Source organism: Alkaliphilus pronyensis (assembly GCF_009017275.1).
GTDB classification, from domain to species: domain Bacteria; phylum Bacillota; class Clostridia; order Peptostreptococcales; family Natronincolaceae; genus Alkaliphilus_C; species Alkaliphilus_C pronyensis.
This window is the reverse complement of sequence record NZ_WBZC01000013.1, coordinates 1-15278: the sequence shown is the minus strand read 5'-3', so window position 1 is coordinate 15278 and position 15278 is coordinate 1. Positions and strand designations below refer to the sequence as shown.

Annotated in this window: 15 protein-coding genes; 13 read left to right on the top strand and 2 right to left on the bottom strand. The window is 34.6% G+C overall.

The genetic code is table 11. From position 1 onward, the window contains the following. Positions 1-239 precede the first annotated feature (239 nt). Positions 240-935 (top strand): 23S rRNA pseudouridine(2604) synthase RluF, encoded by a 696-nt coding sequence (rluF, locus tag F8154_RS04525; RefSeq protein ID WP_151860413.1) that lies wholly within the window; start codon positions 240-242, stop codon positions 933-935. 93 nt (positions 936-1028) lie between these two features. Here the strand turns inward: rluF and F8154_RS04520 are convergent, their stop codons facing one another. Continuing rightward, positions 1029-1811 carry an SDR family NAD(P)-dependent oxidoreductase gene (locus F8154_RS04520; protein WP_151860412.1) on the bottom strand — a complete coding sequence of 261 codons (783 nt, stop codon included), beginning with the start codon at positions 1809-1811 and terminating at the stop codon, positions 1029-1031. 273 nt (positions 1812-2084) lie between these two features. Here F8154_RS04520 and F8154_RS04515 point away from each other — a divergent pair, with 273 nt between their 5' ends. From F8154_RS04515 to F8154_RS04490, 6 genes are all read left to right on the top strand, one after another. Beyond that, positions 2085-2510 carry a nucleoside recognition domain-containing protein gene (locus F8154_RS04515; protein WP_151860472.1) on the top strand — a complete coding sequence of 142 codons (426 nt, stop codon included), beginning with the start codon at positions 2085-2087 and terminating at the stop codon, positions 2508-2510. Further along, positions 2507-2974, top strand: a complete 468-nt coding sequence (locus F8154_RS04510) for a nucleoside recognition domain-containing protein (protein ID WP_151860411.1) — start codon at positions 2507-2509, stop codon at positions 2972-2974. The genes F8154_RS04515 and F8154_RS04510 overlap by 4 nt, the downstream gene beginning before the upstream one ends. Positions 2975-3014: 40 nt before the next feature. Beyond that, positions 3015-3728 carry a flavodoxin family protein gene (locus F8154_RS04505; RefSeq protein WP_151860410.1) on the top strand — a complete coding sequence of 238 codons (714 nt, stop codon included), beginning with the start codon at positions 3015-3017 and terminating at the stop codon, positions 3726-3728. An 83-nt stretch (positions 3729-3811) separates the two neighbouring features. Then, positions 3812-4354 carry a TDE2712 family protein gene (locus F8154_RS04500; RefSeq protein ID WP_151860409.1) on the top strand — a complete coding sequence of 181 codons (543 nt, stop codon included), beginning with the start codon at positions 3812-3814 and terminating at the stop codon, positions 4352-4354. A 99-nt stretch (positions 4355-4453) separates the two neighbouring features. Then, entirely contained in the window at positions 4454-5092 is a 639-nt protein-coding gene (locus F8154_RS04495) for a cyclodeaminase/cyclohydrolase family protein (RefSeq protein WP_151860408.1), read from the top strand. Positions 5093-5205: 113 nt separating this feature from the next. After that, complete coding sequence (locus F8154_RS04490) at positions 5206-6930, top strand: PucR family transcriptional regulator (RefSeq protein ID WP_243141166.1); 1725 nt, start codon at positions 5206-5208, stop codon at positions 6928-6930. Positions 6931-6956: 26 nt separating this feature from the next. On the opposite strand, the gene F8154_RS04485 is transcribed toward F8154_RS04490, so the two are convergent. Next, positions 6957-7649: a cyclase family protein gene (locus tag F8154_RS04485; protein WP_151860406.1), complete on the bottom strand. Its 693-nt coding sequence runs from the start codon at positions 7647-7649 to the stop codon at positions 6957-6959. Between the two features lie 376 nt (positions 7650-8025). Between F8154_RS04485 and F8154_RS04480 the strand changes: the two genes are divergently transcribed. The 6 genes from F8154_RS04480 to F8154_RS04455 all read left to right on the top strand — a co-directional run bounded on the left by F8154_RS04480 (position 8026) and on the right by F8154_RS04455 (position 15083). Beyond that, complete coding sequence (locus F8154_RS04480) at positions 8026-9612, top strand: methyl-accepting chemotaxis protein (RefSeq protein WP_151860405.1); 1587 nt, start codon at positions 8026-8028, stop codon at positions 9610-9612. Positions 9613-9668: 56 nt separating this feature from the next. Then, positions 9669-10574, top strand: coding sequence for a glutamate formimidoyltransferase (gene ftcD / locus F8154_RS04475; RefSeq protein WP_151860404.1), 906 nt, complete (start codon positions 9669-9671; stop codon positions 10572-10574). A 63-nt stretch (positions 10575-10637) separates the two neighbouring features. Next, the gene (locus F8154_RS04470; RefSeq protein WP_151860403.1) at positions 10638-12308 is read left to right on the top strand and encodes a formate--tetrahydrofolate ligase; all 1671 of its coding nucleotides are present in this window, start codon (positions 10638-10640) and stop codon (positions 12306-12308) included. Between the two features lie 22 nt (positions 12309-12330). Then, the gene (locus F8154_RS04465; protein WP_151860402.1) at positions 12331-13746 is read left to right on the top strand and encodes a dihydroorotase; all 1416 of its coding nucleotides are present in this window, start codon (positions 12331-12333) and stop codon (positions 13744-13746) included. 66 nt (positions 13747-13812) lie between these two features. Continuing rightward, positions 13813-14415, top strand: coding sequence for a cysteine hydrolase family protein (locus F8154_RS04460; protein ID WP_151860401.1), 603 nt, complete (start codon positions 13813-13815; stop codon positions 14413-14415). A 110-nt stretch (positions 14416-14525) separates the two neighbouring features. Next, positions 14526-15083, top strand: a complete 558-nt coding sequence (locus F8154_RS04455; protein ID WP_151860400.1) for a UbiX family flavin prenyltransferase — start codon at positions 14526-14528, stop codon at positions 15081-15083. The last annotated feature ends 195 nt before the right edge of the window (positions 15084-15278 follow it).

Sequence of the window (15278 nt, the reverse complement as noted above, 5' to 3'; positions counted from 1 at the left end):
ATCATATTTAATACTATTTTTACCAAAAGCATAGGAAATTGCATAATTACTAACCCTAATATGAGGTATAATTTTTTAGTGACTTCTTTAAAACTATGCTGTAAAATAAAGTAAGCTTAGTTCCACTTGCTTTCATGGGTGGCGATACATATCTCCTCCTTAAGAATGGGGAATGTCGTAAAGCCTCCGATATAAAGCTAATAAAGAAATAGAAATAAACAACGGGGAAGGTATTTTAAATGAGAATCAATAAATATATAAGTGAAACTGGTATTTGCTCCAGAAGAGAAGCAGATAAGCTACTACTTGATAAAAGAGTAACTATTAATGGTAGTATATCTGAAGTTGGTAGCATTGTTAGGCCAGGTGATATAGTTAAAATTGATAATAAGCCAATTGGTAATAAAATGAAATCTGTTTATATTGCTTTAAACAAGCCAACAGGAATCATTTCCACAACAGAAAGGCATGTAAATGGAAATATAATAGATTTTATAAATTATCCTCAAAGAATATTTCCTATTGGTAGATTAGATAAGGATTCCGAAGGGCTTATTCTTTTAACTAATGATGGAGATATAGTTAATAAAATACTAAGGTCTGAGAACAACCATGAAAAAGAATATATAGTTACAGTTAATAAACCCATAAACTCAGCCTTTATTAAGGGTATGGCAAATGGGGTTTCTATTTTGGGACAAATAACTAAGCCATGTGTAGTTGAAGGAATAAATGAAAAAACCTTTAGAATAATTCTAACACAGGGGCTTAACAGACAGATAAGAAGAATGAGTCAGGCCTTTGGCTATAGGGTAATTAAGCTGAAGCGTATACGTATAATGAACATAACCCTAAAGGGACTAAAAACTGGGGAATGGCGATACATAAAAGAAAAAGAATTAAAACAGCTCACAGACTTAGTGTCACGGGGATAGGGTTGTTGACAACTTTTTAGACGTATACTAGAAGCAATTAACCTAAATAGGCAGTAAATGCAAGATATTTCAAGATTAAACCCCTGATGCAAGCTAGTTATATGGATGTAATGAAGACTTATGCCATTTTTCTAGCTTCATGATTTCCCTTTTCATATACAGTTTAGGAACTAAGGGTATAACTGCGGATATAATTTTACCCAAACTATATATTTTCGAAGGATAGATACAGGCCTTCTCCCTCTGTATACCTTTAATAATAGCTTTTGCCACCTTATCAGGCGTTTGCAATGGCCATTCAAGAGGTCTAGTATTCCCAGCTGTTTGAAAAAACTGGGTTTTGGTAGATATAGGGTAAATCATTAATATTTTACCCTTATTACCCATTTCGTATCTATAGGTCCTTATAAAACCATCCAGTGCACACTTTGTTGCAGCATATAAAGCATACCCAGGAATAGGAAACTCAACCATAGTCGATGCTGTAAATGCAATCATGTATCTCCTATCTTTATTTAGAGCATACATTTTTTCTGCTGCATAGATGGAAGCAAAAACATTAGTATGAAAGATTTTTTCTATCCTCTCCCAATCTTCTATTACAATTTTCTCATAATATCCAAAGCCTGCATTACCTATGAATATATCAACAACACCTAATTTATTTACTGCAAACTCAAATAGCATATCAATATTTTTCTTTTTACTAATGTCACATTGATAAGGAATTACCTTTGGGTGGGAAAATAACCAAGGCTGTTCCTCTTTATCTACTGCTATTACTTTTACATTATATTGAAGTAGATGCTCTAAAAGACTTTTTCCTATACCTGAAGCTGTTCCAGTTAAAACAATACATTTTCCATTTATATCCATATTGACCTCCCAAATGATGTGCTTTTTTACTATATTGCTTATTATTGACTCAGAATATTTTTACTAATATAATAATTATTACCAAATTTATTGATTTTATGAGTAAAATATTGGGAGTGTGGCTTCCCTCTGACAAGTGCAAGTAAAACATAGAGGTGTCCCCCCGGCAGGTGAATATTTTTTAGTGGAGAAGTATTAAAACCTTTGTTATACTATACTAGTAATAGTAATCATAAAACTACTTAAGGCTGCATAAAAAGGGGTTGAATATTGATGCTAATAAACTCAATAAAGGAAGGCATAAAAAAAGGAGTAGAAACCACGTGGATGCTAGCAAAGGTAATAGTTCCTGTATATTTTATAATAACCTTTTTACAATATACACCTCTTATTAATTGGATAGCTGAGATATTTAAGCCTATTATGGCAGTCTTTAATTTACCAGGGGAAGCCGCTATTATATTGGTATTAGGTAATATACTTAACCTATATGCAGCCATTGGAGGAATAAATGCAATTCAACTTACCCCATTAGAAGTAACAATTATTGCAATGATGCTTTCTTTTTCCCATTCATTATTAGTAGAAACAGCTGTTTCAAAGAAGCTGGGAATAAGCGTTACTAAGGTTATACTCATTAGAATAAGCCTAGCAATTGTATCGGGAGTAATTGTAGGAAGGTTAGGTGCCATTATATGATGAATATTTTAAAAGAGGCTACATTTGGAAGCATTAATTCTGTTTACTCGATTGCAATAATAATAATACCTATAATGATAACCCTACAAATTTTAAAGGATTATAAAGTATTAGACAAAATTACTAAACCCTTCAATTTTTTAGCAAGAATATTTAAAACATCGAATGAAACAGTATTACCACTATTGGTAGGTATTTTATTTGGTCTTTCCTATGGAGCAGGGGTTATTATTCAAAGTGCTAAGGAAGGCAACTTAAACAAACGGGACTTAACCTTAATAACAATATTTTTAGTGTCATGTCATGCAGTTTTCGAAGATACACTTATATTTGTTGCAGTAGGTGCAAATGGGTATATACTGTTAATTACAAGACTAATTGCGGCATTTATACTAACCTATATATTTTCAAAAAAGCTACCAGCTGCTGAATTACAAGAAATAAGACAGGAGAATTTATCATAAGGGTAAGGAATAAAAAATAATATTAAATGAGGTGAAGGTATTGAAGGTCTGTATAATTCATGGTAGTCCTCGAAGAGGAAATACCTATAAAGCTACTGAAATAATTAAAGAGGAATTATTAAAAGCTACAAGTATACAGTTTGATGAGTTTTTTCTACCTGCTGATATGCCTAGCTTTTGCTGTGGCTGTTATACCTGCTTTGAAGTTAGTGAAGACAAATGCCCCCACTCAAAACACATTCAACCAATTGTCCAAGCCATGAGGGAGGCAGATGGTTTAATTTTAACCTCACCAGTATATGTTTTAGCTGAAAGTGGTGGAATGAAAGCATTTTTAGATCACCTTGCCTATATGTATCTTCCCCATAGGCCTATGGAGGAAATGTTTTCGAAGGTAGCAATGGTTATATCTACTACTGCAGGTACAGGTACCAGCTATGCCATTAAGCCTATTGCAAGGAATCTCAAGTTTTGGGGAGTTAAAAGGGTTATAAAGTGTGGCTTCAGCATGGCTGCCAAGAACTGGGAAGATATGAGTGATGTTAAGAAGGAAAAGCTTAGTAGATTATTAAGAAAAAAGTCAAGAGCCTTTTATTTTATGTTAGAAAAAAGAGATTTATTGAGACCACAGATATTTACTAGAATAATGTTTATGATGATGAGAAGAATGATCAATGGCTATAAGGATGGTAATGCAGACAAGGAATATTGGAGAAAAAAAGGATGGTTAATGGGAAAGAATAGTCCCTTCTAAAAATCAATACCTTTGTTGAAATTGATTTAGTAATGTATTAAGTATATACTTATTAAGAGTCTTAAAGTAGAGGAGTGTTTGTTATGGTTAAAAGGATAAAAATCAAGCTGGATGTAATTGAAGGTATGCTTTACTACTGGCAAGCAACAAGTGAAAGGGAAAAGGTTGGAGAGGCTTATCTTAACAGTCAGGCACAGCAACCAGAAATGAGCTATATTTATGATAATGAATTTAATAGTGAATCTGTAAGAAGAGCTTTAAGTGCAATATCCAATAGAGAAATCTTCCACAGTGATAACAAAAAGGAAAGGGTTTTTTGGAATAATAATATGTGGATGATGGAGGATTTAGATTATACTAAGTTGATGGTGGCTCCATTAAAAACTTTAAACCTAGATTCACTTGTTGAAAAAATAAATAGCCATAATAAGAATATCAGCCATGAAGAGCTTGAGTTGATTTTTTTACCAAGTCACACTGATGAATATAAGATTATTGATAACAAGCTAATTATCAATTTCTTTAGAGTAAAACCAGACTTATATGAAGAAAACAAAGCATCAATAGGGGACAAACCTATTACAGCTTATATTGAAGAGAAAATTCAGGAACTATTGGAAGGCTAAACTTAGCCTTCCTCTTTTGTATATATTCTACATAGACTTAAATTCAATGAATTGTGTAAAATATACATGTAACAAACTAATGAAAGGGGCGGCAAAGATATGTTGTTAGTCGACAAAACTGTTAAAGAATTTATAGAAGTGGTTGAAAGTAAAGAGCCAACACCAGGTGGGGGTAGTGTATCTGCATTGGCTGGTAGCTTAGGAGCAGCATTAACAGCTATGGTAGGAAATTTAACTATTGGTAGAAAAGCCTATAATGAATTAGACTCAGAGGTGCAAAATGTAATACAAAAAAAGCACAATTTTGCTATAGAGCTAAAAGCACAGCTTAATAAGCTAATTGATGAAGATACAAAGGCATTTAACGAAGTAATGGCAGCCTTTAAGCTACCAAAGGAAACAGATGAAGATAAAAAAGCAAGAAAAGAAGCTATAGAAAAGGCAACTATCGGAGCTTTAGAGGTGCCTTTATCAGCAGCTAAGGAATGCTTAAAGGTGCTTCAGTGTCAAAAGGTTTTTGCTGAATCTGGAAATGTTAATGCTATTACAGACATTGGAGTTGCAGCTCTTATGGCCTATGGCGGATTAGAGGGTGCGTTGTTTAATGTTAGAATTAATTTACAGGGATTAAAGAATGAAGAATATGTTTCAGGGATAAATAGTGAATGTGAGATGATTTTAAAGGAAGGCACAAAGCTTAAGGATGAAGTAATTGAATTAGTTTATTCAAAGCTTTAAGCTATTGTAAAAAAAGAATCTTGATAACCTCAAGATTTTTTTTAGTTATATTTAAAATATTATATAAATAATAAATAATTAAAGGATTTTAGAAAATAATACTGAATATTTAAATGATTAATATTAAATGGGCCATGCATATTGTATATATTTTACAAGGCAAAGATGTAAGGGAGCTGGAGCATATGATTAGACAAAATGGTATCACAATCAAAGATGCTATGGGACTTAAAGGGATGAAAAATTGCAAAATTATTGCAGGCAATAGAGGACTATATAATACAATTTCTAAAGTTAATATTACTGCAGATCCAGATTTTGCTGATTGGGTTGATGCAGGTGAGTTTCTATTGACAACCGCCTACTCCTTCAAGAATGAAGATATAGCTATTCAAAAAGAACTGATAAAAAATTGTGCAAAAAAGGGACTAGCAGGTATAGGCATTAAAATATATCCATATTTAGATAAGCTTCCTGAAGAGGTTCTTGATTTAGCAGATGAGCTTGATTTCCCTATAATTGATATCTATCATGAAACACCTTTATCTGACATCATGACTTCAATATTTAAAGAAATCTTTAATAAGCAGGCTACATTACTTCAGAGAATAGAAAACGTACACGAACAATTAATGAATGTTGTATTAAGTGGTGGAGATGTTAACGATATATCCAGAGTAGTTTATGAGAATTTACAAAACCCAATTCTAATAAACCTTGAGTTCAATGATAATGTACTAATGGGATTAGAGGAGCTACCAGAAGATGTAAGGATAGAGATACTAAATAACTATGGTCGTTTTTATAATGGAATAGATAAAGTAAGGGAGAAGAAATTTAATGAAACTGTAGAAATTATTACAGGTAAGCATGTTAGAAGAATGGTAATGCCCATTATTGTTAAAAACAATGTATATGGTCATATGTTTACTTGGGCACTTAAAACACCCCTAGGAGGCTTTGATTTGTCTATTTTAGAGGCAGCATCAACCACTATTGCCTTAGAAGTATTAAAACAGCTATCAATTAGAGATGTAGAAAATAGACATAGGTCAGAGTTTATTGAGGATTTATTATCATTAGATGTAAATAGGCAAAAAAAAGCAATGGAAAAAGTATCGGTTTTCAAGCTGGAACCTGATAGGCAGTATAAAATGATTGTTGTTCAATTAGAAAACCAAGATAATAAAATGGCAGATGAGCTTTTACAAAAGGTTTCTCTTTTAAATAATGATACAGAAGGCTTGGTTGAAGGCTTAAAGCTAAAGGCCTTTATAGTTAATAAAACCGATAGCCTATATATCCTATTAAGCTTAACAAAGGAATGTAATAGTGAAGATAAGATAAATAATTTCTGTAGTCAGCTGGAAAAGGTATTGTTGAGAAGATTAAATATTAAGGATTTTAAAATTGGTGTTGGTCGCTCCTACTGGGGACTATCAAAGGTTTATAAAAGCTATATTGATGCTGTAAAAGCAATTATTAGTGGTGAACTCATTGATAGTGGTAGTGTTATACATTTTGAGCAGTTAGGCATATATAAAATATTATGTCAGGATTACCTTAGCGAAGAGCTTGAAAGATTTTATCAAGTAACTATTTCAAAATTAGTAGAATATGATGAAAGAAAGTCTACCGAATTGGTTAAAACCCTAGAGGCTTACTTTTTAAACAATGGAAATCTAAAAAAACTATCTGAGGAACTATACACCCATTATAATACTACTTTATATAGAATACAGAGAATACAAGCCATAACAGGAATGAGCCTAGATAACCATAAGGATAGGCTTAACCTAGAAATAGCATTGAAAATAAAGAAAATACTAAGAAAATAGCCCTTAATAAATAAGGGCTATTGTAGTTACTCCTCTAATAACGCTACTGCTCTTATAGGTGAGCCAGATCCATCGCGAATTTTTAAAGGAAGTCCAAAATATAAGAATCTTTTATTTACAACTAAATGCAGGTTACACAGATTTTCAGTATTTGTTATATCATACTCACCACATATCAAATGCCCTGAAAAGTCAAGGTCTTCTGGATGATCGATAGCAGGGGCATCTACACCAATATTTACAACTCCTGCTTCAGCAAGCCACTTAGCACCCTCGTAGCTTAACCCACTATATGTGGTTTGCCATTTATCAGTACCAAAATGGCGATCATGGTGACCTGTATACATAAGTAAAATATCTCCCTTTTCGATAGTTAGTCCAGACTTATCAAGTGCTAAAGATAAATCCTTTGGTTCTATATAACGGGTGGGTGGAATGTGGGACAAGTCAATACAAATAGCACTTCCCCAGAAATACTCAAGGGGCATTTTTTCTATGGTTGCTCCAGACGGTTTATACTCCCATACTGCATCACAATGGGTGCCACCATGTTCACTAATTAAAAGGTTTCTTGCAGAGAACCCTAGTTTTTTACTGCCAGTAGCCTTCATATTATCTTCATGGGTCATGTTTGTCATTATAAAGGTAGGCTGATGCATAGGAAATACAGACATTCCTTGAAAAATTTCTTGCGATAAATCAATAAGTCGTAGAGTCATGATTATTCTCCTTTCTCAATTTGAATTACGTGGGATAAGGAATTCAAGAAAGAGAAGATCCAGGCAATAATAAGTTAATTATACATTTTTTTATAAGAAATTCCTACTTTAATGGACAACTATTTATATTACCCAGTTGAGTTTATTATAATGAATAAAATCTATAGGTTAAAGTATTACCAAATAACTGGACTTTATATACGCAGTTTAAAATTTTTAAAAAGTCAGAAAAATTATATATATTTCACAAAACTACAATGAATTATCCATAAGATAACTGGGAATATTCATGTAAAAACTACAAAGAAATATTTTCAATTTTGTGGTACCTTTAAATAGAGGCAAAAACATAGCCTAGGGGATAAGGAGGAAAATTATGGTTCCGAGGGGAAAGAAGGTTCTAATAAGCTTTGTAATCCTATCAACTATTCTAGCATTAACCTTACTAAATGCAGTTGTAGCAGTTTACGGTTCTAAAATTGCATTAGTCATTTTAAACGTTATACTAATACCCATAATATTAACCGTATTATATAATTATTTTGTTTATCGACCATTAAAAAAGATACAAAGTTCCATTGAAAAAATCAATAAAAATGACCTAATGTTTGAGGTTCCACAAGATGAAATAGGCTATTGTGGAACAATACTAAGGGATATAAAAACAATGGTGGAAAATCTAAAAACAAATTTTAGACAAGAGGTTAATATCTCAACAAAAATTGCAGAGGTAAGTAGCAGTCTAAATGAAGTTTCTAACGAATCCACTGAAACAATGAACACCATTGCAGCATCAACTGAAGTAACATGCAAAAAGAGTGAAGAACAATTTGAAATGCTTAATATAATAGCAAAAAACAATAATGAAATGATTAGCACCCTAAATGATGTAAGCTTAGAAATGGATAATACAGCAAAATTTACAGCAAATACAATTAGAGAAGCTCAAAGGGGAATTAATTCTACTGCAACCATCAAAGTCAAAATGAAGGAAATTAAAAATGCAGTTGAGATAACTGCTGGGCAAGTTGATAAGCTTAAGAAAGATTCCTATAAAATGGAAGGCATGATGGACCTAATAAACTCAATAACAGAGCAAACAAATCTTTTGGCACTTAATGCCTCTATAGAGGCTGCTAGAGCTGGGGAGCATGGAAAAAGCTTTGCTGTGGTAGCCAATGAAGTATCTAAACTATCCCAAGACACAAGGACTATTTCAAGTCAAATTGAAGAGGTATTACTAGAGCTTAAAAAAGAAATTACTGGAATTGGTCAATGGATGGAGGAGGAAAAGCAACAGGTTGATGAAAGCTACCAATTAACAGAACACACAGTAGAAGACTTCAATAGGGTCAATAACGCTTTGCAGCTAAGTGTAGATAAAGTAGAAAATATGAATCAAAGCATAGGGAAAGTAAATAAAAAGTGCAAAAGCATTGGCTCCAATATTGTAGAGGCCACAGACTTTTCTAAAGAAATATCGGCTACAATGCAGCAATCAACAGCCGAAGTTTTATTACAAAATGAAAGGCTAATTAATCTTCAAGAGATTACCGACACCCTATACGAAAAGGCAGACGACATGCAACAACATGTAACCAGTAGGGTGATGGAGGGGAAAATGCAGCAGGCAGTAGACTACATACAGACAACCATTAAGCAAAACGGTATAGACCAACAACGGGTTGCTAGTCTAATTGAAGAAACAGGAATGGATGCTATTTATGTTACCGATAATAAAGGAGTAGTTAAATTTAGCAACGTAGAGGATTCTATAGGGTTAGATCTATACAAAATAGATAAAAGCTTTAATGCTTTTAAAGAGGGAACCACAATGAAGGTTACAACCCCTGTAAAGAAAAGGGTGGAAGATAATAGGCTTTTTAAGTTTTTAGCAACAATTGATGATAAGGGTATTATATATCAAGTAGGATTATCTATTGACACTTTACTAAAGTTTTAGTTTTTCAAAAGTAATCTTACAAAAATATACAACATATATTAAGGAGGTTAGATTTTATGACAGAAAAGCAGTATGTTTTAGCTGTACCAAATTTTAGTGATGGAAGAAGAAAAGAAGTAATTGAAGCAATAGTTGAACCATTAAAAAACGTTGAAGGTGTTAGTCTTGTTAGCTATGAGCCAGAGCATGACTTCAACAGAACAGTTGTTACTGTTATTGGTGAGCCAGCCCCCCTTAAGGAAGCACTACTAAATATGGCTAAAAAAAGCTATGAATTAATTAACATGGAGGAGCAAGAAGGAACTCATCCAAGAATAGGTTCTCAAGACACAATACCTATATTTCCATTTAAAAACATTACAATTGAAGAATGTGTTAATCTAGCAGAAGAAATAGGAGAAGAAATATATAAAAGATTTGAGGTTCCAGTATTCTTCTCAGGACAAAATGCAAGAAATGAAGATAGAAAAGCACTTTCTTTTATTAGAAAAGGTCAATATGAGGGATTAAAGGAGGTTGCCCATACTGATGAAAGAAAGCCTGATGTTGGACCAGCAGCCCTGCATCCAACAGCTGGGGCTACTATTGTAAGTGCAGATTTAGAAGGTTTGACAGCCTATAATATCTTTTTAGCAACCGACGACTTAAGCATTGCTAAAGCCATTGCTAAGGGAGTAAGAGGACCTAGTGGTGGATTTTCAACTGTTAGAGCAGTAGGCATTAAGTTTCCAGAAAGAGAAGGCGTTGTAGTATCAATGAACATGTTTGATTGTGGAGCTACACCTTTATACAGGGCATTTAACTTTGTTAAGCAGGAGGCAGCTAGGTATGGAGTTGCTGTTACTGGATCAGAGATAGTTGGGCCTGTTAAGCTAGATTATATAATTAACTCCTTAGAATATTATCTAGGATTAGAAGGCTTTAGAAAAGAGCAAATACTTGAAACACATTTAATGAAGTAAAGGGATAAAAAGTGGGAGCATAGTAACACCGCTGAGATAAAATACTACGGAGGGATATAACAAATGAAGACAGATGTTCAAATAGCCCAAGAGGCGAAGATGAAACCAATTACAGACATAGCCCAAAATCTTGGAATACTGGAGGATGAGCTTGAGCTTTATGGTAAGTACAAAGCAAAGGTTTCCTTAGACGTATTCAAAAGATTAGAAAACAAGCCTGATGGAAAGTTAGTTTTAGTTACTGCTATTAATCCAACACCAGCAGGAGAAGGAAAGACAACAACTAATATTGGATTAAGCATGGGGCTAAACAAAATTGGCAAGAAAACGATTACAGCCCTAAGAGAACCATCACTTGGTCCATGCTTTGGAGTAAAGGGAGGAGCAGCAGGTGGTGGCTACTCTCAGGTGGTACCAATGGAGGATATTAACCTACACTTCACAGGAGATATTCATGCTATTACAACTGCCCATAATTTAATGGCTGCACTTCTGGATAATCACATTCATCAAGGTAATAGCTTAGATATAGATACTAGAAGAATAGTGTGGAGAAGAGTTTTAGACATGAACGACAGAGCCCTTAGAAATACTGTTGTAGGTCTAGGTAACAGGGGTGATGGAGTACCAAGACAGGATGGCTTTGATATTACAGTAGCTTCTGAGATAATGGCAATACTTTGTTTAGCAACCAGCATGGAGGACTTAAAGGCAAGAATAGGTGACATGATAGTAGCTTATAACTCCAATAATGAACCTGTTAGAGCAAAGGATTTAAACGCAACTGGTGCATTAACCTTACTGCTGAAGGATGCAATTAAGCCTAACTTAGTGCAAACATTAGAAAACACAGCAGCCTTCATTCATGGTGGCCCCTTTGCAAACATAGCCCATGGCTGCAACAGTGTTATGGCAACAAAGTTAGCCCTTAAATTAGCAGATTACGTAGTAACAGAGGCTGGCTTTGGTGCTGATCTAGGAGCAGAAAAGTTCTTTGACATAAAGTGTCGCTTTGCTGAGTTAAAGCCAGATTGTGCAGTAATAGTTGCCACAGCCAGAGCATTAAAGAATCATGGTGGAGTACCTAAGGCTGAACTGAACTCTGAAAACCTAAAGGCATTAGAGGTTGGCTTTGGTAATTTAGAGAAGCATATCGAGAATGTTCAAAAATTTGGAGTTCCAGTGGTTGTTGCAATTAACAAATTCCCAACAGATACAGAAGCAGAGCTACAATACATTTTTGATAAATGTAAGGATTTAGGTGCTGAAGTAGTATTGTCAGATGTTTGGGCAAATGGTGGTGAAGGTGGTAAAGAAATGGCACAAAAGGTTGTAGAAACTATAGAAAAGAAACCTACTGGCTTCAAACCACTATATGATGTTGAGCTATCTATACCTGAAAAAATTGAAAAAATAGCAAAAGAGGTTTATGGCGCTGATGGAGTTGAGTTTACTAAGGGCTGCGAAAAGCAAATTAAAAACATTGAAAAACTAGGATTAGACAAAATGCCAATTTGCATGGCTAAAACACAATATTCCTTATCAGATGACCCAACACTTTTAGCAAAACCAAAGGGCTTTAAGGTAACAGTAAGAGAAATTAGAGTTTCAGCGGGTGCTAAGTTTTTAGTTGCTTTAACTGGAGACATAATGACAATGCCTGGCTTACCTAAGATACCAGCAGCAAATAATATGGATATTACAGAAGATGGAGAGATTTTAGGCTTATTCTAAAAATAAAAAGGAGGATTTTTTAATGAAATACGATGTTGTTGTTAAAAATGCAAAAATACCCCATGGTGACGAAACAGTTTTAACTCATATTTTAGTAAAGGATGAAAAAATAGCAGGATTTGTGACTGATCTAGAGGGTATAGAGTACAATAGCGAGATTGATGCAGAGGGACACTTAACATTACCAGGCTGCTTCGACTCCCACACCCATTTTATGGACCCAGGCTTTACCCACAGAGAAACATTTTTAACTGGATCATCATCAGCTGCAGCTGGTGGATTAACCATGATAATGGATATGCCATGCTGCTCTAAGCCATCAGTAAGGGGTGTAGAGGAGCTACAGCATAAGCTTAATGCTATTAAGGATCAAGCTGTTATTGACTATGCTATGTGGGGTGGAGTAACCGGTGAAGATATAAGAGCTGGTAAAAAGCATATTGTTAAGGAACAAGCAGATTATGGGGTTTGCGCCTTCAAGGTTTATATGACACCTTCAGTACCAACCTACGAGAGAGTAACTGACCCTGAAATGCTTGAGGCCTTCAGATGGGTTGCAGAAATAGGTGTACCAGTAGGAATTCATGCTGAAAACTTTGCTATGTGCGACTATTTCGTTAAAAAGTTTGAAAAAGAAGGTAGAACAGATGGTCCAGCTTGGGCAGAAGCTAGATGCGTTGAAGCTGAAAGATCAGCAATTGAGCTAGGTATAAACTTTGCAGAAGCTACAGGAGCAAGACTTCACATAGTGCATATGAGTGCTGGTGTTGGTGCAAAGCTGATTGGAGAGGCTAAGAAAAGAGGTTCAAGTGTTACTTCGGAAACATGCCCACATTATTTAATGCTTAATTACCAAGATGCAATGACAGAGCATAAGCAATTTGCAAAGATTGCACCACCACTAAGAACAAAGAAGGATAACGAAGAGCTTTGGGAAGGTCTACAAAATGGAAGCGTAGATTTTATGGCTACAGACCATGCCCCATACGAAATTGCAACAGAAAAAGAAGGTCCAGGAATGAACATTTGGTCAGCCTTTCCAGGAATACCAGGAGTAGAGACATTAGTTCCTATAGTAGTTAGTGAAGGCTACAACAAGGGAAGACTTACATTAAGCAGATTAGTAGAGGTTTTAAGTACAAATGCTGCTAAAATGTATGGCTTATACCCCAAAAAAGGTGCTATAATGATAGGGTCAGATGCTGACTTTACAATTATAGATTTAGAAAGAGAATGGACTATAGATCAAAAAGAAACCTACTCTATGGCTAAATACAACCCATTACACGGTATTAAACTAAAAGGTAAGCCAGTTAAAACTGTTGTTCGTGGAACTGTTGTATATGATGATAAAGAAGGTATTGTTGGTAAACCAGGCTATGGTCAATTTGTTAAGAGACAAAGAATACAAAAGCTTGAGAGAGTTATTAAATACTAATTATAATTGTCTAGATTGGTATTTATACCAATCTAGACAAAACTAACTTTGAAAGGGAGAGAGATTATGCCAAGACACGCTATATTAGTAATAGATATGCTAAATGATTTTGTAGGAGTAAAGGCACCACTAAGATGTCCAGGTGGTGAAACAATAATTCCAGATCTTCAGAAGCTTTTTAAATGGGTAAGAAATCGTAAGGATGATGACATTCATTTAGTTCACATTCAAGAGGCCCACAGAAAGAATGATGCAGACTTTAGAGTAAGACCTCTACATGCAGTTAAGGGTACTTGGGGTTCAGACTTTATTCCAGAGCTTTACCCAGAAGGAGACGAGTATATCGTTCCTAAGAGAAGACACAGTGCCTTTGCCCATACAGATTTAGACCTATATTTAAGGGAAGAAAACATCGACACTGTTGTAGTTACAGGAGTATGGACAAATGTATGTGTTAGAAGCTCTGCTACAGATGCATTAGCTAATGCCTACAAGGTAATAACCTTAAGTGATGGTTGTGCTTCTAAAACTGAAGAAATGCACTTAAATGGACTAAAGGATTTAAGTATTTTTTCTAAGGTTATGACTATAGATGAGTATATTGAAGCATGGGAAAAGGGAGAAGACCCTTGGATTGGTGGAGGAGATGCCAATAACCAAGTAGAATAGTATTACTATTGCCTGTTAACTAATAAAGCTTTTTATTAACAGGCTAATAGTATTTATCTAAGTGATGTTAATCTTCAGAAGGAAAACTTGAATAAAGTGCGGTGATGCTAATGAGAATAATAGTAGGAGTAACTGGTGGTAGCTGTGCCATTTATGGAGTAGGCCTTTTGAAGGTTCTACAGCAACTAAATATAGAAACCCACTTAGTTGTATCAAAAATGGGTGAGTATGTCGTTAATCATGAGTGCGGTATGAATTTAGACGAGTTAAAGAGTTTAGCTACAGTATATCATGACAATAATGATCTTGCCGCCGCCATAGCAAGTGGATCATTTAAGACAGATGGAATGATTATTATTCCCTGCTCAATGAGAACCTTAGCAGCAGTTGCCCATGGAATGTCTGATAATTTGTTGACTAGGGCTGCAGATGTGGTGCTAAAGGAAGGTAGAAGGCTTGTGATCGTACCAAGAGAAACACCTTTAAGTGTAATACATCTGGAAAACATGTTGAAGCTTGCCCGTATGGGAGTAAAAATATTACCTGCTGCCCCTGGCTTCTATCATCTACCAGAAAGCATTGAAGAGATTGTAAGCATAATGGTTGGTAGAGCACTAGATCAACTTGATATAGAAAATAACCTATTTAAAAGATGGGGCGAGAAGTAAGAAAAATTAAAAATTAAGAGTTAAGAGTTAAGAGTTAAGAGTTAAGAGTTAAGAGTTAAGAGTTAAGAGTTAAGAGTTAAGAGTTAAGAGTTAAGAGTTAAGAGTTAAGAGTTAAGAGTTAAAAGTTAAGAGTTAAGAGTTAAGAGTTAAGAGTTAAGAGTTAAGAGTTAAGAGTTAAGAGTTAAGAGTTAAGAG